We start from the raw sequence: 21,773 nt of genomic DNA on the forward strand, positions 1-21,773 counted from the left end.
ATCACAGCTTGACATGCAGGTAAATACCTGCATATTGTTTGCCGAAAGCAAAGTCCAGGACACAAAAGAACAAAACCCCGCTTACAGATGGAAACTCCGTGAAAGACGAAGATCTGGCGAAAGATGCAGGCAAAAACGAAGACAAGGTCTTCAAGGCACTGGCCGACCCGAGCCGGAGAAAGCTGCTTGATCTTCTTTGTGAAGAAAATGGCCAGACCCTCAACCAGCTTTGTGAGCACCTGAACATGGCCCGGCAATCGACCACCCAGCATATCGCTATTCTGGAGGCCGCCAATCTGTTGAGCACGGTCCGACGCGGCCGCGAGAAACTGCACTTTATCAACCCCGTTCCGCTGCACGCCGTTTATGAACGCTGGGTAAGGAAATTTGAACAGCAGCGCCTGGGCCTGCTACATGACCTGAAAACACGGCTTGAAGGAGAAGAGCCATGAGCACAACCCCGAGCATAACCCCGAGCATAACCAAGACAAAGTTTGTCTATGTCACCTATATTCTCTCAACCCCGGAAAAGGTCTTCGAGGCCTTGATAAAACCGGAAATCACCCGACAGTACTGGGCCCATGAAAATGTTTCGGACTGGAAAGCCGGATCAAGGTGGGAACACATTCGCTACGACAGCGAACACAAGGTGCAGCTTGCCGGAAAGGTGGTCGAATGCCATGCACCGGAACGGCTGGTCATTACCTGGGCCGGGATATCCGATTTTAGCGACCCTTCCAAGCACAGCCGTGTAACCTTTGAACTGGAACCCTTTGACGCCATGGTCAGGTTAACTGTCACCCATGACGAACTGGAAGAAAACAGCGGGATGGCGCTTGCCATCGTCAAGGGCTGGCCCCGGGTCCTTTCAAGCCTGAAATCCTTTCTTGAAAGCGGGCAGCCGATTGACCTTTTCTCCTCCCCCAGCCCTGACATGCGTTCAGAACTGACAGCCTGATCGCTTATTATAACAGGAGTAGAAACATGACAGAAATCTTTGAAGGCGGCTGCGCCTGTGGTGCTCTCCGCTATAAAATTCCGGGTGACCCGGTGATGCAAAATCACTGTCAGTGCCGCGATTGCCAACAGATAAGCGGGACCGGGCACGGGTCCTATCTGACCTTCGCCCGGCGAGAACAGGTGGCGCTCACAGGCAAAGCAACGGAATGGCACACAGCCGGGGACAGCGGCAATCAAAAGACCCGTGGCTTCTGCCCTACCTGCGGATCACCCGTTTATCTCACCTTTGCAGCCCAGCCTGACCTGTTTGTTATCCATGCAGCGAGTCTTGATGATCCCGCAAGCTTCACACCGCAGATCTCTGTCTATGCCTCCCGCAGTCATGCCTGGGACCCGATTGCCGAAGACCTGCCCAAGTTTGACAGGATGCCCCCCGGTTAAATGTCACCGGGTTAAATGTCACCGGGTTAAATGTCACCGGGTTAAAAGTCACTGGGTTAAATACCTCCCGGTTAAATAACTCCGGGTTAAAAAACCTTTTATCGTAAAGACTTCTCGACTTGGCGGTGATTATTTGCTTCTGTAGCAGAATGAAATCGACACCAACCCTGCTTCTCCGACTTGTTCTCGCGCTCTACTGCGTTGTCATCGGCTATCTGCTCTATAGCAGCCTGCATGCATTGCTGACGCTTTCTGTCCGCGCGGCTTACTCCACAGGCCAGACAGCCAGTCAGACGGGGGGCCAGAGTTCATCTGAAATCGCCGCCTTTTTTGGTGTCTTTTCTCTGCAGGATCTCTGGGTCATCCCCGGTTGTTTTATCGCCGGATTTCTGGTTTTCCCCAGCTATACCTCGGCCCGGGCCTATAAACCCGGCCGGGCGATCTGGGGTGGAATCCTGACCTGTGGTTTGGCGAGTTTCTTTCTTTTCCTGATCCAGCAGGTGCTGCTGCCCGAATTCAACAGCGGGGCCGCAACCCCGTTCCTGCACGAGGAATTCCTCTCCTCCCTCGGCGAAAATCTGGCACCACCCGCCCTCTACGCCCTGCTCTTTGCCCCGCTCGGCGCCCCGCTCGGCTGGCTGGTCAACAAACTGGTCTTCGGCACAGGCTCGCGCAGTCAATACTGGAGCTGAGCCAGCACGGCTGGATTTTTAAACTTCATAAGTTCCGAACTTTCCATGCGTGCAGGCCCGATATTATCTTCGACAGGCAACAACCGTAGAAACAAAACGTCGGGGTTCTGCAGTTTGAATAGGACAGTCTGCGGCACCAAAGGAAAATCGGAATGAACCAGAGCTCCAACAGACATCGCCTCTATTTGTCCCTCTTTATCGGAGTAGTCGGGATCAACGCACCGATGATTGCCCAGGAGCTGAGGTATCAAATTCTCAACTCTCTGGGTCTCAAAGGATTTGATCTTGCTGAAATGACGATCCAGCTTCTTGTGACTGTGATCGCCAGCGGCGTAATCGGGGCCGGAGTGATCCCCTGGCTGATCCACAGAAGAACCAATCCGGGCGATCACACCCCTCGCGAAGGACGACAGGTCTCCTTGCTCGAACGTCTGCTGCTCGGGCTGTTCCTCTTCTTTGTCCTGCTTCTCCTTGTCGACCCGGACCTGTTAGAAAAACTTCGCCCCGGAAGCATCTACCTGTACAACCTTTTGAAAAACAGTACCTGGCTGCCGTTTTTCATGATCACAGCTTACTATATCCTGCTACCACGCCTCGACAGCCAGGGATACAGTGTTGGGAAGTCCTTTCGTACAGGCCTGATCTTTGCCTCTGTGATCCTTCTGTTTCACTTTTCGATTGCGGTCGCGACCGGACTTCTCCACTTTACCAGTTTTGTTCAGAGCTTTGAACGTTCACTGGACAGTCTCGCCGGAATATCCAGATTGGCTCTGCTATTTCTGGAAGCGGACTACCCCCTGTCCCTCACTCTGTATCTGCTCACGCAAGAAATCGTCCAGTTCGTCATCTTCAGCTGTTTGGTCTGGTTTGCAGACTTTTGTCTCAACAGATGCTCAAGTGAGACCAGCGCCAGAGTTCCAGAAGAAGACAAACAGATCCCAACGAAACGGTTACGCAGACTGCTCGCTGGAACAACCGTGCTGGTGTTTTTTTTCCTGATATCTTTGACATTATTCGCGTTTGGGGAGGTTCAGTACTTTTTTGTACTCTTGCCCCTCGCCCTGCCTGCTGCTCTGATCGGGGGCATTATTGCACCCGTCTTTTTATCCGGCAGCTCTTACCGCGCGGGCCGCGCTTTTCTCGGCGGCAGCATTTGTGCCAGCCTCGTCTTTCTCCTGACCTGTACCCAGCTTGTGACGAGTAACATTTTCGACTTTTCAACAAAAACCCTTCTCACATACCTGACGGCAACAGGCCTTCTGCTTCTGCCCCTCTCCCTGATCGGCGGGGTACTAACCTGGGCGCTCTATCGCTATCTCTATCATCGGACAGATCGCCAGAGCTTCTGGAGGGAAAACCCGGCTGTGGCGGCAGAAAGACTGGCGACCTTTGACTAGCGCGACAGGTGCATTTTCTCCCGGCATTTTTCCGGGCATTTCTCCGGGCATTTTCTGTCGAGGCTTTCCCGTAGCCAACAAAAAGAACACCCGCAGGACCTGGCTGGCCTTGCGGGTGTTTATTAACTCAGTCCCTCTACAGACTTCGCCTCAACTGGCCCTTAATGGCGCAGGATCTTCCAGCCATCATCCGTTTTGATCCAGATCCCGGCCTGGGCCAGTTTGTCGAGCAGATCCTGGTTGCTCGGGTCTTTTGGGACAAAGATCAACGGGCCATCGCCCTCGGCAGTGGCCACCTGATAGGCGCGTCCGCCGAGTACGGGATGCACTGTCAGCGCGCCCGGTTCACTTACCTTGTAATCACCACCCAGCAGGTCCGTTGCCATGCCTTCAAGGATGTTGGCGGGCATGCCTTCGATGGTTACCAGATCGTTCTTCAGCGGGGTAAGGAAAGCCATATAGGCGTCCATATCGCCGTCACTGGCCGCCTGACGCAACAGGGTAATGGCTTCGAGCAACCCTTTGTCATCAGTGGGTTCTGCAGAAAGATAGCCATAGGCGGGCAGGTCCTTGACCGTAAAGCCCGTGGTCGCCTCGCCCGGTTGGTCCAGACTGATCTCGCCGATCACATTCTCGTTCTGCCCCGGTGCTTCGGGAAAGGTGCCCTGGCAGGCTTTAAAAACCTCGGCTTTTGCCCCCACAGCCTCAGCTCCAGCGGCGGCCGCGTCCTTCACCAGCCGGACCCGCAGGATGTTTTCACCCTCCAGCAGCAGGCTTGGCGGAATAAAATTGGCAAAGCTGCCGGGATGATCCCGCAGCAGGATAACGTCGTTGACTTCAATGGTCAGTTTCCCCGCCTCACTGCCCTGATAGGCAACGGCGAGAGTTTCTTCACAGGCTTGTGCAGACATGGTAACGGCTCCCAGAACAGCCCCCGCCAGAGCGATGATCTTCAGTCCCTTTTCTGCCCCCTGGAGACTTCCGGTGACATCGGGAATAAAATTGCTGGAACCGGCTTTCATAAACATAACATTCCCCATCGTTGACGTGGTAAATTGATGACATCGCGGCAAGCGTTCTGCTGCCGTTATATGCTCTGTCGGAAGCAGGCGCAAAGAGGTTCAAATAAAATTTCAGAACGGGAAAGTCTTCTCAGAAGGAAAGCGCCAGCCCCAAGCCAGAACCCGAAACCAGAAACCAGAAACCAGAAACCAGAAACCAGAAACCAGAAACCGAAAACAGGAAATCAGCAATACAGATCTAGGGCCGATACTGTCCCACATCGGAAAAAGGCACCCCGATTTCTGCCCGGTAGATCTCGTCCAGACTGCCATCGCGGGTCATTTCCTCCAGCGCTCTGTTCACTTGCCGCTGCATCTTGACCCGATCCGGATGAAAAGAAGGAAACAGCGGATCAAAAGAATGGGCCGGCTGCAGTGCCCGGAGCGACAGATCATTGTGAGCGTTGTAATAGAAGGTCGACACAAAATCGGCGACAATAATGTTCACCCGGCCCTGGAACAACTTATAGAGATTAGCCAGATCATCGACCGCATAGTCGACTTCCAGATGGGCCGCCCCGATTTCGGCAAGGAGATTTTCCGGATAGACATAGCCATCCACCAGCCCCATCAGGACCCCTGTTTGTTTCTCCACAATCGCGGCAAGATCGGGCGAGCTGATCTCGCTGTAGCCGTGCACCCAAAAGGTATTGGTATAGATACTGTTATAGGCCGGACCCTGTATAAAATCATCCCGTGCCGCCGCATCCAGGACCGCATCCAGCTCTCCATTGCGGACAGACTGCAAACAGCGCTTCCAGGGCAGTTCGATAAAGATGGCTTCATAACCGGCCCTGCGTGAAGCTTCGGTCATGACCTCGACCGAAATCCCTCTGGCTCTGGCTTTTTGCGAACCGTCGCTCTCGTACCCCCCCTCGGTCGGGATGCTGTAGGGTGGCCATTCATTATAACAATAGCGGATGGTTTTGTTACTCTGGGCCACAGCCACGGATGGCGCGGCAAGCCCACCCAAACACCCAAGCCAAAAAACAAACGAGAAAACCAGAGACGCTGTCACAGAAAGACAGCGCCCGGCCTGGGTGCTTCCTCTGTTCCCCCGGAACAGTCGCGAGACCCGCGAGACCCGTGAGAACCGCGTCAGGCCTGCCAGGCCACATCCCGGGCTTTTCGGTGTAACTGAAACAGATCTCATATCAAAATTCACTGTCAATAAATTCAGAATATTCCTTTTAGGAACAAATGATTAAGATTGATTTAATCCATCTGCATTTACCCCGAAAAGTATCCACTTTGGATACAGATACTTTGCCCCATCCCCGGATGAGCCCTACAGTGGACTTTGTCCCTCCCCCCAACTGACCGGAGACCAAAATGCAGCAGATCTGGCTGGAACTCACCTTTCCCTATGACTGCGGCGGACGGATCGCAGCGGAATTTGACGCCCGTGTCGCAATCGGGCTGGAAGAAGATACCCTGCTGGCCGGAGAGGTCGAGCTTTACGGTTATGACAGCGCACACGACGGCACCTATGAGGCCTGTGACGACCAGCCCCTGTGTCAGAAGATCCGGGGCTATTTGCTGGGCACCGAAAGCGAAATCCGCCGGGCGCGCGAGCGTCTCGGCCAGCAATCCCCAGGTCCCGCCAGAGGCCGTACTGGCTCTCGTACGGGCTCCCTGACTGGCTCCCTGACTGGCTCCCTGACTGGCTCCCTGACTGGCTCTGGCAGCCCCTTCGCAGCTTTTGTCACACCTTACCGGGAAAACTTCGCTCCTGGATTTTCAACCCGTTGACAGGGGCCTGGTACTTTCCACCAGAACCTCAACAGGCCCTCCTTCTGGCTCCTCTCTTTTCGCCCCGCAGCTTCTGCTTGTACTTCCGTCACAAACAGGGAACTATGTCGCAAAATAAACTTGTCCCGGACAACAGGCACTCTCGAGCTTTAATGCCCCTTTTCTCTATCTTCCTGTCCTCCCTGTTTTGCCCCTTGGGCTGTCAGGCCAGCGCTGCAGCTGACCGGCAGGCCCGCCGCTATGGCCGGACTCTTGCCCGGCAGGTCCCCCTCTTCTCCGCCCTGCTGTTTTCAGCGCTGCTCGCGCACAGCCCCGTCCGGGCGGCAGAACTCAGCCTGGTGACCGAAGAATATCCTCCGCTGAACATGTACGGGCCCGAGGGCGAGATTACCGGTATCGCCACCGAATTGCTGCGCCTGGCGGCAAAGGAAATTGATCTCGCGCTCGACATCCGCTTGCTGCCCTGGAAACGCGGATACTTCCTGGCCAGAAACCGCCCGCAGACCTGCATCTATTCCACCTGGCGGACCGAAGAACGCGAGGATCTTTTTCTCTGGGTCGGACCACTGGCCAAAGATGCCTGGTCTTTCTATGCCCGGGCAGACAGCAAGATCAGGCTGAGCCGACTTCAGGATACATTCGATTACAATGTCGGTCTGGTTGACGGCTGGGGTTTCACCGAACATCTGCAAAAATCCGGGCACCCGAAACTCGATCTCGTCCCGGCCAACGATGAAACCAACCTGCGCAAGCTGTTGTCCGGGCGGATCGACCTTTGGGGCACCGGGCGGATTTCCGGTCAGCAGATCCTCAAGGGCGAAGACGACAAAAAGATCAAAGAGATCTTCGCCATCCGCGAGATCGGCCTCTGGGTCGCCTGTCACAAGGAAACCGACCCGGCGCTGCTGAGCGAGCTGCAGAACGCCTTGGACAAGCTGGAACGGGACGGCAACGCCGACAGAGTCCGGGCAGATTTTTAAGCTCTCCCGCCTGTCCGAGCACCAGAAGACCTGAACACCAGAAGACCTGAACAGAAAATTACCCGGCAACCTGCCCTGGACCTCCTCTTTCTGACGCAGCAAAACTTCAGCTCAAAATTCAATCTATAAGGGATATAAAAATATTATCTCTCGTTTAACGGTATTTTTTGTGTATAATTAGCACCAGAGATACAGCCTGCAATCTGCGTCCTGAAAGTGCCTCATGATTACCAGACGCGTTCATTAAAACGCACCTCATAGATGCTTGAAAATGGCTGAACAGTTTACGGATTTGCCATGTCACGTGATGAGAATTACCTCAAACAAGAGCTTTACCAACTCGTTCAGTCTGCCCCTGATATATTCAATTTTTTGCAGAATGCCACCCTTGATGGCCTGTGGTACTGGGATCTCGAAAACCCGGAAAATGAGTGGATGAATGACCGTTTCTGGGAAATTCTCGGATATGATCCAGACAAACGCAAACCCCTGGCAGCCGAATGGCAGGATCTGATCCACCCCGACGACCTTGCCACAGCACTGGACAATTTCAATCGTCACTGTGTTGACCCCAACCACGCCTATGACCAGATGGTGCGCTATCGTCACTGCAACGGCGACACCATCTGGGTGCGCTGTCGCGGGCTGGCCATCCGTGACCAGAGCGGCAAACCTGTTCGCCTGCTCGGCGCCCATACCGACGTCACCGAGTTGATGCGCTCGCTTGAACTGGTGGAACAGCACAGCCAGCAATTGAGCCTGGAGATCGAACGCCGCCAACAGGCCGACACAGCCAGCCAGGCCAAGACCCAGTTTCTGGCCAAGATGAGTCACGAGCTGCGCACCCCCCTCAATGCAATTCTCGGCTATTCCGAGGCTCTGCTCTCCGGGATTGGCGGCGAGTTGGAAAACAAACAGCACCGGGAATATATCTCGACAATTACCAAGGCAGGTCAGCATTTACTCAGCCTGATCAACGATGTACTTGACCTTTCAAAAGTTGAATCCGGCGAGGAAAAGCTGCAGGAGCAGGATATCAACATCGCAGAAATCATGAAACTCTCCCTGTTACGGATCAAACCGCTGGCTGAAAACAAGCATATTTCGCTGCGGATTACGCCTCCGACAAATGTTCAGACCCTGCGGGCGGATGAACGGCGTGTCACCCAGATCTTTACCAACCTGCTCAACAATGCAGTCAAATTTTCCGGCCCCGGTCAAAAGGTAAGCTTTTCAGCCGCGATGGATAAGGACGGCGGGCTCGAGTTTTACATCAGGGATCGGGGCGTCGGGATTGCTTCCGAAGATATACCCAACGTCATGCGCCCCTTCCACCAGCTTGGCGATGTTTTCAGCAACCCACAGGAGGGAACCGGGCTTGGCCTGCCCATCTGCAAGACCCTGATGGAACTGCACGGCGGCTCGATCGAAATACAAAGCAAACCGGGACGGGGCACCTGCATCACCGCGCGGTTCCCGGCGCACCGGATCACGCCCCCCGCCCTCCCGGCCCAGACAGCAATGCCACAAAACCAGGCTGGTCTTCCCTAGGACCTAAGAGGCACAAACTGGAGTTTCCCCCAACCCCAGTACAGGGTTCAAATCATGCTCTTTGCCCTTGTCCACAGTTTCTCTGCTCCCAAGGTATTCCCGGATCAAGTCAATGCCTGAGTTTCCCAGTAGGCCTACAGATCCGAGATGAATTGTTTCCCCTGTCAATGCCAGTGATCCTTGTTCCTTTCAACAGAACGAAAGATGAACAAGATGGTCCATGTTATCGATCATGCAGAAAAACTATACGGCAATTCCAAACCCAAATTTGAACCCGAACTCCGGGTCGAGACCCGCCCTGTTGATAACACCGAAGGCACGAAAGGACACTCCTATTTTGTTTATCGGGACGAAGACGGCAAGGAATGGGCTTTATCCGGTACTCACTCAAAGTATCCGAGTTGGAATACCTTAGATTCACAGCTTGTGGTCCACCTCATGCCGCTGGATGAATCAATCGATGCGCGTGGTGATCAGACCCCGGAACAAAGAGGCAGCCGTGTTCTTTCCACAGGAACAAAAGCAATGGAGGGATGGCGCGACCTGAAGCAGCTAAAAGAAAAAATTGAAACCGCGAAATTCGAATATGACCATGAAGGCCCAAACAGTAACTCTGTCACCAGCCTGGGACTTAAAATATTGGGTTTTGATCCAGAAAAGGATATGCCCAAAAATGACAGCTATAAAAATTTCTATCAGGGTACGCACCCCGGTGTTGGAGATCTCGACATTGACAAAAACAACAGCATCTACGAAACCCCGATCATTGATTTCGTGAAAAGCAAGCAACAGATTGATAACTTAGCCAAAGGTTTTGAAACAACTATCGAACAGGGCAGGGATAACCTGACCAATGAAGGTGGAAGGATAAAAGATCAGGCTGGCAGAAAGGCAGCAGAAACTGTCGATTACTCCTCACGTAAAGCCCGAGAAATGTGGCAAAATAGTTTGGACACAGTTGAAACTGAAAGACAGCGACTTGATAAGGGCTGGGACAGAACAAAAGATAAAGCTCAAGATCTATGGGATCAAAGCACGACTAATCTGGATAAAGCCCGCGATAAACTTCAACAAGCCCCGCAATATTTTGAAGACAGGATCATGCGAAAGGTCCACAGAGAAATAAACCGACAGAGATAAGGTCTCCTTGAGGCTGGGATCAGGAGGATCTTATCATCAGGATATTTTAGGATCTTCCTGTTTCCCTTTTCCGCGCTAACAGATTGTTGTAAAAACTATCCGCCACTTACCCCGGTCAGCACTCACGGCCCGCAATCAGAAAGCAGAACAAAGCCCCATGCCGATCTATCTTATCCGTCACGGTCAGTCCGAATTTAACGCCGTTGCCCGTGATGGCATTGATGCGCTGATTTATGATGCGCCCTTGACCGAGCTGGGCCGGGCACAGGCGGATCGAGCCAAGGAGATCGTGCGCGATTTTGGCATCCAACAGGTCGTCACCTCGCCGCTGACCCGCGCGGTGCAGACGGCGCTGCGAATTTTCGAAGGCCACGCCCCGATTACCGTACAGGCCGGACACCACGAGATGCTGTGTAACTCCTGCGATGTCGGGCGACACCGCGACCATCTGGCCCGCGACTTTCCCCAGCTCGACTTTGCCCACCTGCCGGACCGCTGGTGGCACGAGGGGCCGGAAAACGAACACGGCGTGGCCCATGAACCGCTCGAGGTGTTCCGCGCCCGGGTCCGGGCCTTTGACAGGACTTTACGCGAAAGCAAAACCCGCCCACTCGCCATTGTCGGCCACGGTCTTTTCTTTCAGGAAATGGTCGGCCGCATGCCCGACAACGCCGAGGTGATTAGATACGAACTGCCGTAAACAAAGGCCAGTGATCTGATTGTGCTTCTGACCAAAGCACAATCACACGACAATCTCACTCTCTTTGCCGACAACAATCCCCCTATAACGACATCGATGATCAGGAGCTCCCATTGATCTCAGGGGCGAGATGCTGAAATCTGCCGGGTCGCAATTATGGTGGAAGAACATCCTGCCCGTACCCTTTCCAGGAAAGAGGGCTATCATCGCTTGCTTTTCATCCCTTTGGTTTTTTTCACATTCTCATCCTGTTGAAGCCGCGCAAATTCGTCACTATCCGGTGATAACAACGCGATATAACCGTCAACGTTTGCATGGACCGCCCAGCCATGAGTTTTTGTCAGTGGGGAAGCACGTAAACACGCTTGTCCTTTCGAAAAGTATGCAGCGCGAAAACTGGCCAGATCTTCTTCCTCTACGCCCTTTCTCAGCGCTGCTACCATCGAAAGAACCTCATCTGAAGTCATCGAGTAAGGTTTTTTGACCAGCAACTCATATTGGAGAGCAGCCACCGAACCCGGCTTGTCGGGCACTTTCGCGATTGATTGACAGTCCTCAGCCGGACAGATGAGCGTGTCATAATAATTGGTAGTGTGCATCATGGCCCCGTTCGTTCATTAAATGTTCTATTATTAATTCTCCTTTGTTTACAAGTCAAAGCTGCCGTTCTGTCAGGAAATTATTGTCCGCGAATGGATACTGAAGCTCTCCCCTAATCGAACAGTTGTGCCTCAGCCAGGCGTGCAGGATCACCTACCGCGCGTATCTCGTAAATTCGATCCTCGCGAAAATCCACCTCCAGCATCAGGATAAGATATCCATCAGGGCGCACGGCAACCGCGATTTCGCCGTCAATCAGCACAGGCGCGGCGGCATGCGCCCGGTTCAGAAAGGCCCGCGCGACATCAGCAGCGCCGCTCAGAATGCTGACTCCGCCCAACCGCAATGCCGCTTCGTCTGCCCGGAAGGTCACTTCGGGGTCGAGCACGTTCAACAAGGCCTCAAAATCACCCGATCTGGACGCGACGAGGAAGGCTTCGACGACCTTCCGGCGCTCCGCGCGCCGGCTTTCCTGGTGCCGCTTGGCGCCCCGAACGCGCCGACGGGCGCGGCTGGCGATTTGCCTTATGGCATCAGGCGACTTTTCAATAATGGATGAGATATCGTCATAGGATACGTCGAACATGTCATGCAGCACAAGCGTGAGCCGCTCGACTGGGCTGAGAGTTTCCAAGACCATCAGCAACGCGACCCCTACGGAGTCCGTCATTGCGAGGTCAGCTTCAGGCGTATCTTTGTGACACTCACTGCTCTCCGCCCTTTCGGCGGATTCATCGAACGTATCCTCGCGGCGCGCTTTGCGCTGGCGCAGCATGTCGAGACAGATCCGCGCAACCACCGTCGTCAGCCACCCGCTAAGGTTCGATACAACCGCTGCATCAACCCGGCTAAGCCGCAACCAGGTTTCCTGAACCGCATCTTCGGCCTCAATGGCTGAACCAAGCATCCTGAAGGCCACACTTCGCAGATGCGACCGCCGTGCCTCGAACGCGTCCACAAGAATATTTTTTTGCTCCACCTGTCACACACTCTCTTATTGCTTCGTCATGGGTATGACGTTGTAGACCTGATCCCTGTGACACCTGCGGCCAGGCGAAAGCGTCTTATGAACAAATATTCCTGATGGAGAAAGAAAATGAAAGCCAGAATTCAAAACCCCGCAATCCTTCTCCCCGATGCGCTGAAAGCCCTGATGGCGCTCAGCAAGGCGACGGAGAAGGACGGGCTGCCATATGTTACCCGCAAGCTCGTTCATCTGCGCGCCAGCCAGATCAACGCCTGTAGCGTCTGCGTCGACATGCATTCAAAGGAACTCAAAAAAGCTGAACAGTCGGACGAACGGATCTTTGCCGTCGCCGCTTGGCGGGACACGCCATACTTTTCGAAGGATGAGCGGATAGCGCTGGCGATGACCGAAGCAGTGACGCGGTTAAGCGAACATGCCGATCCGATTTCGGATGAGCTATGGGAGGAAGCCGCCAGGCATTATGATGAAGAGGCACTTGCCGCGCTTCTCGTCACAATTGCCGAGATCAATGTCTGGAACCGGCTCAATGCCAGCGTCCGCCAGCAGGCAGGAGCCGCCTGGAACTGACTTGTCTTAGGCCTGTATCCTTACCGGCAACTTTACCCGGGCACCCGCGCTTTCGGGCGGCGCGTGCCTGGGGTGTAGCCAAAGGCGGCAACAGCGTTGCAGCCGTGGTATCGTCCTTTTTTTCCAGCACCTCGGCGATCTTGTCCATATCCGCCGCCATCACCTGCCCTTCCGGAGGGACCGTCGCGGAAAAAAACTGTTATAACAAAAAAATAAACCACCCTTTTTCACCTGCATTTTACTCCGGCAGGATCTTGTCTTTGTGAATGCAGTAGCTGTTAAAGTCTTCCCGGGTATAGAGGAAAGCGACGGCAGGATTGCTGCGCGAATGGATGATTTTATAGTTATAGCCAACACGGTAAGCAGACGCGACCAACTGATCTTCGCTCTCCGACAAGGTATAGTCACGCAATCCCACCCGGTATTTATAGGTCATCATGCAGGAAGGCCCGTTTTCTCTATCCCTACTCCATTTTTTCTCAATCAATACCGCTGGCCGGATCCGGCCCATGGCATAGACCTCTACCCGTCGTAGGGCCTCCCGTATGCAATAGAGTGCAAAAAAGAGAGGCAAGAGCCCGAACAACGCGCCGAAAAACATGTGCCAAGCCGTTTCAACGACCACCCCGGGAATTACAACCAGTCTCAGTATCAACAGGTAATAAGCAATGACCAACCCCAAACCAAGCAAGCGGAGGATAAAAGACAAAAAATGCCGGGCCAGAGCCGTAGTATCCAGCTTGTCCGCGCACTGCAACTGATAGAAGTAACGGTCAAGCTTCCACGGACAAAACAGCAACAGCAGATAAAACAGATAGCTCATCAATCCCCCCGGGTTGCCTGACCCGTGCGTTAAAATTTTTACTTCTTTGGCAAGCTTTTGCGCAGGCTTTCGATCACCCGGGTCTCAGCCGAGGCTGCGTGGCCGTCGTCCAGTACGGCGTTAAAAGCCGCCAGCGCCTGTGCGCCCAGGGGCTGGTCCAACCCCATCTTTGCGGCAAAGCGCAGGCCATAGTCCGTGTCTTTCTGGCGCCAGCGGGTCGAGAAGACCACGTCCTTGTCGTGTTCGCCCCGGGCCATCAGCGCGGCATTGCGGGCGACCTGCGGGCTGCCACAGCCGCCACAAGCGAGCGCCTGTGCCACCAGTTCCAGATCGAGCCCGGCGCGTTCTGCCGTGACCAGCCCTTCTGCAGCGGCAGCGATCTGGATCGAGCCCATCAGGTTGACGATCAGCTTGTAGGCGGTTCCGGCCCCCAGCGGGCCAAAGTGGATCTGGTCGGTCGAGATCACCTCGAGAAATGGCAAGGCCCGGTCGATGGTTTCCTTGTCCCCGCCCAGGAACAGGGTCAGGTTGCCGTTGGCCGCCGCATCGGGCAGCCCGGTCACCGGACAGTCGAGATAAGCCAGCCCAGCTTTTGCCACACTCCCCGCCAGTTCCAGCACCCAGTCGTGCGACAGGGTCGAACATTCAATCGCCAGCGCCCCGGGCTGAAACTTCCCGGCCAAAGCCCCGCTCGGCCCATTCCAGATGGCCCGCGAAGCTGCATCATCGCCAACCATGCTGAAGATCACTTCGGCACCGCGCACCGCCTCTGCCGGGCTGTGCGCCAGAACGGCCCCCTGTGCCACCAGCCCCGCCGCCTTGTCAGCCGTGCGATTATAGACCCGGAGTTCATGTCCGGCACGCAACAGACAGGCAGCCATACCAGAGCCCATCAGCCCGGTACCGAGAAAAGCGATTGTCGTCATGGAACTGTTCCTTGTGGCAGGAGAAAGCAGAAAAGACCTGATCGAGTGTGCAGATATCTCCTTGCCAAACAAGATCTTTTACAGCCGGGAGCAAGAATTTTCCGGTATAATTCCCCGCCAAAATCTCCTCCAAAATCCTGGACAAAAGTATCGGCAAAGAAGCTCGATCTTCAGATCAGGCCCCAAACCTGTGATGTTTGAGGAAATAATCCAGCGACAGACGGTTCACACCCCGGAAGGCCATCAGGGTCAGCGCCCCGGCAATGATAATCGCGGTCGGGTAAAAAAAGTGCTGAAAATTGGTCACCTTGCCCAGCGGCAGATACAGGTCAAAGGGATCAAGCAGCGCTTGCCAGATCGCCGCGGCTGAAGTCAGGGTCATGACCAGTAATATCGGCGTGGCATATTTTTCCATCAAGCCCAGTGTGACACAGGCACCGATCACGAACTGGAAATAACCGAAACGGTATTGCGGTTCCGGATCACTGAACAGATCCCAATAGAAAGTCCGCGATATCATCACCCCGATCTCCGGGTTGATCACCTTGGCCATGCCCCACCAGACCAGCAGCATGCCGACGGTTACTCTCAATCCCAGCAACGCCAGGGCCTGGGCGGTGGTCTGTTGAGCGGGCATTGGCATCCTCCTTCCGGTAAACTCTGCTACGGCATCGCAGCATACAGTGCTGGTTAGATAATAGATGCCATTTATTAACCCCGACTTATCCTGAGCAGTAAGACAAAGCTCTCCTCATTTCGCCCCCGATGTCACCCTTCTCCCCCTAATCTCTGGGAGCCGTGGTTCGGCTGCTGTCGAGGCAGCGCAGGGCAAAGATCCGGTCCAGTTCGGGCTGGTCGTCGGTCTCATCGCCGCTGGCGTATTCCACGGTCATTTCCGGATTGTCCTCGGCATAGAGGATCTCAACCTTGTTGCTTTTTTTCCAGTCCCAATAGCTCTTCTGGCCGATCTGGCGGGTAAAGGAGGTCTCGATCACCCGATCCCCGATCTCGAAGCGGTGCAGCACGTTAAAGCCGCGCCCCATGTTCGACTTGGTGCCCATCACCGTGGTTTTGGCAACCCGTCCCCGGCTATAGACATGGGCCATCTTGCCCATCATCTCGGTCAGGCTCCACCAGATATAGAGCGAGATCACCAGCGCAATCATCAACGGCAAGGCCCCGCCCAGAGGCTGGTCCCCGGCGGTGTCATCCATCAATTGCAGGCTGATGCCAAAGCCCGCGCCCTCTGCCGCACCCCCTTCCGTAATCCGCAGCACCCCGGCAACCCAGAACATGCCCAAAGCCACCAGCAGCGCCAGCAGACTGCAAAGGTAAAAGCGGACCAGATAATACTGCCGCGCGCGCGCATTCACCCGTCCCTGCTGTTTCAACACCCGGTAATAGGACAGAAAATCACGCGCACCAACAAACAAAAAAAACTCAAACAACGGGGCCATGGGTCACTCGTGACAGGAGGGGGAAAAGGGTGAAAAGCCAAAACGACAGGAAACAGTGGGAAACGACCAGAAACAATCAAATCAGAAGGTCCGGACTATAGAGCCAAAATACCCAAGGGTACAGAGATCAGAAGGTGGCTTGCAAATATACGTACATCGCCTTTGCGCAAACCTTGACCACTAACTTGGGTTTCAGCGGGTCTCACCGGGCTTCACTGGGGATAGATCATGCTTTTTTCCGCTTGCTGTAACCGCTCGCTCTGATCCCATCCGGGAGTTTGCTCTGGCATCAGAGCATCCTTGATCAGGCATCTGTTTTTGAATTTCTCCGGCTCATAGAGACAGGCGAAACGCGGGGCTGACTGTGCATAGATAAAGCAGTCGATATCACCGACCTTGCGGTCTCTGCCCGTAAAAAACCGATTGTACAAGTGTGACGCGATCTGTTTTTTTCCGGCTGCTGTAAAGGTATACAAGTCTGTCGGCTTGATTTTATCAGAGCCTTCTTGAATCAGTTTGGCCTCAACCAGCTTGCCATCGCTGTAGGCAAAAGCCCTGCGTTCAAGCAAACGTATTTTCGGCACAACAAGAAACAGGGAAACAATCGGGGCAACACATAACATCCAGACAGAGTTTCTTATATCATTCGAAGTCATCTCATTATTCCAGAAAAATTCTCTGAAAAAGATTGTCGCCACAATAAGCACAGGCACAAAAAACAGAAGAAACCAGCCCAAAAACTGAAAGACATACCTTGCACGCACTTCGGGATCAATCAGGCCCTGCTGCTGTTTTTCGGCGTAAAAGCGCCTGAAATCCCGGGAACAGAACAGCAGGAAGAATTTAAAGAGAAATGACATTGCTATCCTTTTTCAGAAGATATCTCCCTACATCCGGCTCATAAAAACAGGTCTCATGATAACCAGTCCGGGATGTCTGCCGGGGATCTCTGTGTAACTATACTGCGAATGACTATTCCACCCGCATAAACCATCTGCTCAGGTCATCCGAGTAGATAATGAAAGAAAGTTTGAAAAAAAACTGGTCCTGAGAAATTCTGGGGAAAGAGCTGTACCTGCTATCATGGGAGTTGGCCCTGTTGTCGCCCACAAAAAACAACTCATCCTGAGGCACGGTTTGACAGGTTCTTTCCTCTTTAACCGACGAGGGGTAAATCGTTTTGTAGGCGTGGTTCCCTGCTGTTTCCTCATAGAGATCAAAACTCTCCTGTGAAGGGTCCGTGTATTTTCCCAGATATTTTTTATCGGGATTACTTTCACTCCAGAAATCCTCGTCATTAAAGCAGATTTCATCACCACTTCTCGCAACCAGCCTTTTTACAGACTTATTCCCCTGATCTCCCCTGAAAGTCAGCAAGTCACCGAGTTCAGGTGTAGCCATGTAGACAAACACCCTGTCATTGGGTAACAGGTTCGGAGCCAGAGAGCTGCTTGCGACGGATAGGCCGCCAAACCCCAAAATAGGGGGCATCCAGAAAAAATAGACAAATAAAACGCCGAGAAAGGCACAGACAGAATAGAAAACTCGCTTGAACATAGATTACACCTCCTGCAAACATTTGACTTCAAATACCCGATTTCCAACTATGATCGAACAAAGAGGAAATAAATCATCCGGTGCCACACCACGGGGTCGATCAGGCCCTGCCGCTGTTTTTCTGCATAGAGACTGCGAAGCTCCCGGGAACAAAACAGCAGGAAAACCCTGAACAAAACCTGCATCGACGTTACTCCTGCTTCCACGGCGGATTGTTGCGACGGGACTGTTCCGGGGAAACGTAAGGGTCAAGCGTGTTTTCTGCCTGCGCCAGATGCCCCCCGAGATCCCATCCCGACGATTTCCCTGGTTCTGGTTTATCCCGGATCAGGCAGTCACGACGAAAGGCTGCGGGATTATAGAGACAGGCTATTTTCGGCAGATTTCGCACATAGATCACCAGATCTTTATCCCCGATCTCCTGTTCCCCTTCATAGTCACACTCCAGCCAATAGGGTTTGCCCTCGACCTCATAACGATAGCTATGCTCGTATTTTCCGCCTGAACGGGAAACCTTGTCGACCAGCACCGCAACAGCAACCGCGCCCGCACTGTAGATAAAGGCATTTTTTTCCAGTTGCCGGATTTTGCTCCGTCCGGTCGAATAAAACGTGACCGAGCTCAGCAACAGCGCGGCTAACGTCATCAATTCATCAATCCAGATATGGGAAAGAGATAAGCCCCAGATCATTTCAAAAAATATGACTGCAAGGTACAGCGCCAGCCCCAGCAGGATAAGCCAGAAGAAAAACTGGAGGAAATAATTGAGCCGCGCTCTGGCATCAATCAGGCCCTGCCGCTGTTTTTCTGCATAGAGACTGCGAAGCTCCCGGGAACAAAACAGCAGGAAAATCTTGAACAAAAAATGCATCGCTCTCTCTTATGATAATAGATCAGGTGACCCCGAAAGCGGTCCCGCTTGCGCTTCCAGTTCCCACATCAGCAGCTTCCCCCAAAAGGGATAATAGAGACCTCATTCCTGCTTCCACGGTGGAAAAAGCCAATCTTTAGGCGTTTCTTTTTCTGTTCCCGCGATTTCAGAACTTCCCGCCAGACCCGCTTCCTTGTCTATCTCCCACATGGCAGCTTGCTCCGGCGCCACTTTATCCTGGATCAGGCAACGGCGCCGAAAAAGAGTCGACTGATACAGGTTGGCAAATTCCGGGGCGCTTTGTGCATAGATAACCGTAAGACTATCCTTCATGTCTCTGTACTGATTGGAGAAGAGGGCAAGATAGGAAAAGACAATTTGATACTTCTGACCCATGACCTCATATTCATAGCGTTGACTGACTTTCCCCTCGTAAACACTCTTTTCGATCAACACTGCCGGGGCAAGAAGACCATCGCTATAGGCAAAGGCCGTGGTCTCCAGCTTGCGGATTTTCGGCCTGATATAGAACAGCAAGCCAATGACAAAAATCCCTCCGGCCCAGATACGGAGTTCCATCTGCCCCGTAGCCTGATATCTGTCCCAGAACAGGTAGTTCATGACCACAATCGGTATCAGCAGCAAAATTACCCAGACAAGAAACTGAAAAAGATAATTGGAACGCACTTCAGGGTCGATCAATCCTTGGTGGTCTTTTTCCACATAAAAGCGGATAAAGTCTCTGGAACAGAACAGCAGGAAAATCTTGAACAAAAAATGCATCGCTCTCTCTTATGACAACAGGTCAGGGAACCCAAAGGATTACTTCTGATATAGAAAGGGTTTTTTTGGTTTATCCAGCTCTTTTGCCCGCTCATCCAACTGCCAGCGCGCAGGCTTCCCCGGCATTTCCCGATCCCGGATCAGACAGAAATCGGCCAGGTCTTTCACCTCGTAAACGCAAGCCTCCTCCGGCGCGGCGGGTGTATAGATCAACCATTCTGAATCCCCCGGATTTTTATGGGCTGGAACAGTGTCTTCCTTGTAGGGGAAACTTTTGCGGTATTCGAAGCCCTTGATTTTATATCTATAGTGATGAGTGTAGCTGCGCCTTTGGCCAAGGTTATTGCTGGAAATCGACATCAACCGCGCCTCAACCAGTTGCCCGGCACTATAGGCAAAGGCCTTACGCCCGATCTCCCTGATTTTTCCTGTGCAGTAAAAAACCAGCCCGCCTATGACCAGCACCCCCAGCAGGATATTGCCCGTCTCCATGGACCGGATCGTTTCCGCCAGCGGCAGCGGATCATTCCAGACGGCGCTAGACAGGATCGACAGCGGCAAGAGAACAACCAGCAACCAGAACAGAAACAGAAACGCCACCCGCCGCCGCACCTCGGGGTCGATCAGCCCCCGGCGCTGGTTCTCGGCATAAAAATCCCTGAAGTCTCTGGAACAGAACAGCAGGAAAATCTTGAACAGAAAAGGCATCGCTCTCTCTTATGACAACAGATCAGGGAACCCAAAGGATTACTTCTGATATAGAAAGGGTTTTTTGGTTTTTTCCAGCTCTTTTGCCCGCTCATCCAACTGCCAGCGCGCAGGCTTCCCCGGCATTTCCCGATCCCGGATCAGACAATTACCCGAGAATTCGTCCATGTCATAATAATAGGCAACACGCGGGCAGCTTTCGGCACAGATAAAGGGGACAAAATCCCCGACCTTTTCGTCTCTGGGGGAAGAAAGCTTGCGAAAGGTGATCTTTTTGCGGAACCACTCTCCGGCCATGCGATATTCATAGATATAGCTGTACTGAAATCTGTAGCTGCCTGAAGAATTGTTATGCTCGTATTCGATCAACTGGGCATCCACCAACACGCCATCGCTATAGACAAAGGCGAGGATTACCTGAAGACGGATTTTCCGTCTGGCAAGAATCAACGTAAAACCCGCGATCAGAAGACAAACGACAACAGGGCTCAGCGGCGAGAAATCGGGAATTTCCCGGCTCATATCCGCATAGTTCAGCCAGAAAAGCCAAGCTGCGAAGGCCGGGGGAAAGAGAGCCAGCAGCAACCAGCGAAGAACGCGGGTGGCAATACTATTGCGCACCTCAGGATCAATCAGCCCCCGGCGCTGGTTCTCGGCGTAGAACTCTCTGAAGTCTTTGGAGCAAAACAGCAGGAAAATTCGGAAGAATACAGACATGGCCACCCGTATCAGGAGAGAAAATTCTGGAACACATCTTCTTTCTATAGCGGATTTCCGGTTTCAGCTCCAGAAAATCGTCCTGATTTCATCAACATACCTCATTTGGGGGATTGCAGCCCCTCGCAACAATCGATAGATAAGCGCCCGGTTAAACGCTGGCCATACGCTGGGCTATGTGCTGGGCTACAGGTTCTGGCCATCAAACCTTCAGATTTCGCGCCATTCACTTTGTAACAGCGCGTATCCGTACTCATCGGACCATGCGCCCTTGAAATGGATATTCTCGCGGTAGTGGGCTTCACATCGAAAGCCGGTTTTCTCCAGCAGCTTTCGTGCTGCCTGATTGCGGCTGTCGATAACGGCGCTGAGGCGGTGTTTGTCCAGACGGTCAAACAGCAACTCGACCACAGCCTTCAGGGCTTCACAGGCATAGCCCCTGTTCTGCTGGGCGCTGTCGAGGGTAAAGCCCAGTTCGGCCTGGCGCCCCTGATCAAAAAAATGCACCGCGATATCACCAAGCAACAGGCCATCATTTTGACCCGTCACGGCAATCTGGAACCAGCTGTCATTCTGGTTAAAGGCCAGATCTTTCTGCCCCTGCCAAAAGCGCGCGACATCCTCTGGCGCAAAAGTACTCCAGCTTTGATAGCGCGCGACTTCGGCCTGATTGCGATAGGCAGAAAACCGGGGCAGGTCTGTTTCCTGAAACGGCCGCAGACAGAGCCGGGAGGTCAGCAGGGGAAAATAATCAGACATCAGAACTTCCAAACAGGTCCGTCGCGTCGGGGCATCCCAAAATACCGCCACAAAAAAATACAGAGCAAATCACAGGGAAACTTAGAAAATCGGACCGCCAATTAACAGGATTAGGTTAACAGATCCAGATAAAAAATATAGAAGCCTCTGCGCCAATCTGCACCCCATTTTTAAAGTATGATCAGCACCTGTCACACCGGAGCCAGGCAATCATTACGTGTAGCGGCTTGCACTCATACTTTTCAGCTTACTTTATCTGGGAATAAAATTCTGTGACGTCATTCAACCCGTAAATTACCTACAAAAGCTGACTTTGATACTTTGGCCTAGAACTTGGGCAAGA

At 53.2% G+C, this 21,773-nt stretch carries 27 protein-coding genes; 11 read left to right on the forward strand and 16 right to left on the reverse strand.

The annotated features are described in order from the left end of the window. Positions 1-98: 98 nt before the first annotated feature. The 5 genes from B152_RS0105805 to B152_RS0105830 all read left to right on the forward strand — a co-directional run bounded on the left by B152_RS0105805 (position 99) and on the right by B152_RS0105830 (position 3,490). The gene (locus tag B152_RS0105805) at positions 99-452 is read left to right on the forward strand and encodes an ArsR/SmtB family transcription factor (protein WP_218044359.1); all 354 of its coding nucleotides are present in this window, start codon (positions 99-101) and stop codon (positions 450-452) included. Next, positions 449-958, forward strand: coding sequence for an SRPBCC family protein (locus B152_RS0105810; protein WP_020591455.1), 510 nt, complete (start codon positions 449-451; stop codon positions 956-958). The genes B152_RS0105805 and B152_RS0105810 overlap by 4 nt, the downstream gene beginning before the upstream one ends. A 26-nt stretch (positions 959-984) precedes the next feature. After that, entirely contained in the window at positions 985-1,401 is a 417-nt protein-coding gene (locus B152_RS0105815) for a GFA family protein (RefSeq protein ID WP_020591456.1), read from the forward strand. Between the two features lie 149 nt (positions 1,402-1,550). Further along, a complete protein-coding gene (locus B152_RS0105820; RefSeq protein ID WP_020591457.1) occupies positions 1,551-2,093 on the forward strand; it encodes a hypothetical protein in 543 nt (180 codons plus the stop codon). Positions 2,094-2,245: 152 nt separating this feature from the next. Continuing rightward, positions 2,246-3,490 (forward strand): hypothetical protein, encoded by a 1,245-nt coding sequence (locus B152_RS0105830; protein ID WP_157230899.1) that lies wholly within the window; start codon positions 2,246-2,248, stop codon positions 3,488-3,490. A 161-nt stretch (positions 3,491-3,651) separates the two neighbouring features. On the opposite strand, the gene B152_RS0105835 is transcribed toward B152_RS0105830, so the two are convergent. Both B152_RS0105835 and B152_RS0105845 read right to left on the reverse strand, forming a co-directional pair. Further along, the gene (locus B152_RS0105835; protein ID WP_157230901.1) at positions 3,652-4,512 is read right to left on the reverse strand and encodes a nuclear transport factor 2 family protein; all 861 of its coding nucleotides are present in this window, start codon (positions 4,510-4,512) and stop codon (positions 3,652-3,654) included. 238 nt (positions 4,513-4,750) lie between these two features. Then, positions 4,751-5,704, reverse strand: a complete 954-nt coding sequence (locus B152_RS0105845) for a substrate-binding periplasmic protein (protein WP_020591462.1) — start codon at positions 5,702-5,704, stop codon at positions 4,751-4,753. Between the two features lie 179 nt (positions 5,705-5,883). Here B152_RS0105845 and B152_RS0105850 point away from each other — a divergent pair, with 179 nt between their 5' ends. The 5 genes from B152_RS0105850 to B152_RS0105870 all read left to right on the forward strand — a co-directional run bounded on the left by B152_RS0105850 (position 5,884) and on the right by B152_RS0105870 (position 10,674). Then, entirely contained in the window at positions 5,884-6,303 is a 420-nt protein-coding gene (locus B152_RS0105850) for a hypothetical protein (protein WP_020591463.1), read from the forward strand. A gap of 152 nt (positions 6,304-6,455) precedes the next feature. Continuing rightward, positions 6,456-7,283: a substrate-binding periplasmic protein gene (locus B152_RS0105855; RefSeq protein ID WP_020591464.1), complete on the forward strand. Its 828-nt coding sequence runs from the start codon at positions 6,456-6,458 to the stop codon at positions 7,281-7,283. Between the two features lie 297 nt (positions 7,284-7,580). Beyond that, entirely contained in the window at positions 7,581-8,834 is a 1,254-nt protein-coding gene (locus B152_RS25070; RefSeq protein ID WP_020591465.1) for a sensor histidine kinase, read from the forward strand. 204 nt (positions 8,835-9,038) lie between these two features. Then, positions 9,039-9,974 carry a hypothetical protein gene (locus B152_RS0105865; RefSeq protein ID WP_020591466.1) on the forward strand — a complete coding sequence of 312 codons (936 nt, stop codon included), beginning with the start codon at positions 9,039-9,041 and terminating at the stop codon, positions 9,972-9,974. Positions 9,975-10,131: 157 nt separating this feature from the next. After that, positions 10,132-10,674, forward strand: a complete 543-nt coding sequence (locus tag B152_RS0105870; RefSeq protein WP_020591467.1) for a histidine phosphatase family protein — start codon at positions 10,132-10,134, stop codon at positions 10,672-10,674. Between the two features lie 203 nt (positions 10,675-10,877). Here B152_RS0105870 and B152_RS0105875 read toward each other — a convergent pair whose 3' ends face one another. Next, positions 10,878-11,276, reverse strand: a complete 399-nt coding sequence (locus tag B152_RS0105875) for a DUF6157 family protein (protein ID WP_020591468.1) — start codon at positions 11,274-11,276, stop codon at positions 10,878-10,880. Between the two features lie 110 nt (positions 11,277-11,386). After that, positions 11,387-12,253, reverse strand: a complete 867-nt coding sequence (locus B152_RS0105880) for a sigma-70 family RNA polymerase sigma factor (RefSeq protein ID WP_020591469.1) — start codon at positions 12,251-12,253, stop codon at positions 11,387-11,389. A gap of 117 nt (positions 12,254-12,370) precedes the next feature. On the opposite strand from B152_RS0105880, the gene B152_RS0105885 reads away from it, so the two are divergent. Further along, entirely contained in the window at positions 12,371-12,829 is a 459-nt protein-coding gene (locus tag B152_RS0105885) for a carboxymuconolactone decarboxylase family protein (protein ID WP_020591470.1), read from the forward strand. A 238-nt stretch (positions 12,830-13,067) separates the two neighbouring features. On the opposite strand, the gene B152_RS0105895 is transcribed toward B152_RS0105885, so the two are convergent. The 12 genes from B152_RS0105895 to B152_RS0105955 all read right to left on the reverse strand — a co-directional run bounded on the left by B152_RS0105895 (position 13,068) and on the right by B152_RS0105955 (position 21,430). Continuing rightward, a complete protein-coding gene (locus B152_RS0105895; protein WP_020591472.1) occupies positions 13,068-13,652 on the reverse strand; it encodes a hypothetical protein in 585 nt (194 codons plus the stop codon). Between the two features lie 38 nt (positions 13,653-13,690). Then, a complete protein-coding gene (locus tag B152_RS0105900; protein ID WP_020591473.1) occupies positions 13,691-14,578 on the reverse strand; it encodes an NAD(P)-dependent oxidoreductase in 888 nt (295 codons plus the stop codon). 175 nt (positions 14,579-14,753) lie between these two features. Next, positions 14,754-15,215, reverse strand: a complete 462-nt coding sequence (locus B152_RS0105905) for a hypothetical protein (protein ID WP_020591474.1) — start codon at positions 15,213-15,215, stop codon at positions 14,754-14,756. A 145-nt stretch (positions 15,216-15,360) separates the two neighbouring features. Continuing rightward, positions 15,361-16,035, reverse strand: a complete 675-nt coding sequence (locus tag B152_RS0105910; protein WP_020591475.1) for a hypothetical protein — start codon at positions 16,033-16,035, stop codon at positions 15,361-15,363. A 212-nt stretch (positions 16,036-16,247) separates the two neighbouring features. After that, positions 16,248-16,895 (reverse strand): hypothetical protein, encoded by a 648-nt coding sequence (locus tag B152_RS0105915; protein WP_020591476.1) that lies wholly within the window; start codon positions 16,893-16,895, stop codon positions 16,248-16,250. A gap of 112 nt (positions 16,896-17,007) precedes the next feature. Then, positions 17,008-17,592 carry a signal peptidase I gene (gene lepB, locus B152_RS0105920; protein ID WP_020591477.1) on the reverse strand — a complete coding sequence of 195 codons (585 nt, stop codon included), beginning with the start codon at positions 17,590-17,592 and terminating at the stop codon, positions 17,008-17,010. A 47-nt stretch (positions 17,593-17,639) separates the two neighbouring features. Beyond that, complete coding sequence (locus B152_RS25975; protein WP_020591478.1) at positions 17,640-17,777, reverse strand: hypothetical protein; 138 nt, start codon at positions 17,775-17,777, stop codon at positions 17,640-17,642. Between the two features lie 5 nt (positions 17,778-17,782). Then, positions 17,783-18,463 carry a hypothetical protein gene (locus tag B152_RS0105930; protein WP_020591479.1) on the reverse strand — a complete coding sequence of 227 codons (681 nt, stop codon included), beginning with the start codon at positions 18,461-18,463 and terminating at the stop codon, positions 17,783-17,785. 102 nt (positions 18,464-18,565) lie between these two features. Further along, entirely contained in the window at positions 18,566-19,246 is a 681-nt protein-coding gene (locus tag B152_RS0105935; RefSeq protein WP_020591480.1) for a hypothetical protein, read from the reverse strand. Between the two features lie 39 nt (positions 19,247-19,285). Next, complete coding sequence (locus B152_RS0105940) at positions 19,286-19,954, reverse strand: DUF3592 domain-containing protein (protein ID WP_020591481.1); 669 nt, start codon at positions 19,952-19,954, stop codon at positions 19,286-19,288. A gap of 39 nt (positions 19,955-19,993) precedes the next feature. Next, on the reverse strand, positions 19,994-20,671 hold the full coding sequence (locus B152_RS0105945; RefSeq protein ID WP_020591482.1) for a hypothetical protein: 678 nt from the start codon (positions 20,669-20,671) through the stop codon (positions 19,994-19,996). Positions 20,672-20,881: 210 nt separating this feature from the next. Then, a complete protein-coding gene (locus tag B152_RS0105955; protein ID WP_020591484.1) occupies positions 20,882-21,430 on the reverse strand; it encodes a GNAT family N-acetyltransferase in 549 nt (182 codons plus the stop codon). Positions 21,431-21,773: the final 343 nt, after the last annotated feature.

The sequence above is a fragment of the Kiloniella laminariae DSM 19542 genome (genome assembly GCF_000374005.1).
Taxonomy (GTDB): domain Bacteria; phylum Pseudomonadota; class Alphaproteobacteria; order Kiloniellales; family Kiloniellaceae; genus Kiloniella; species Kiloniella laminariae.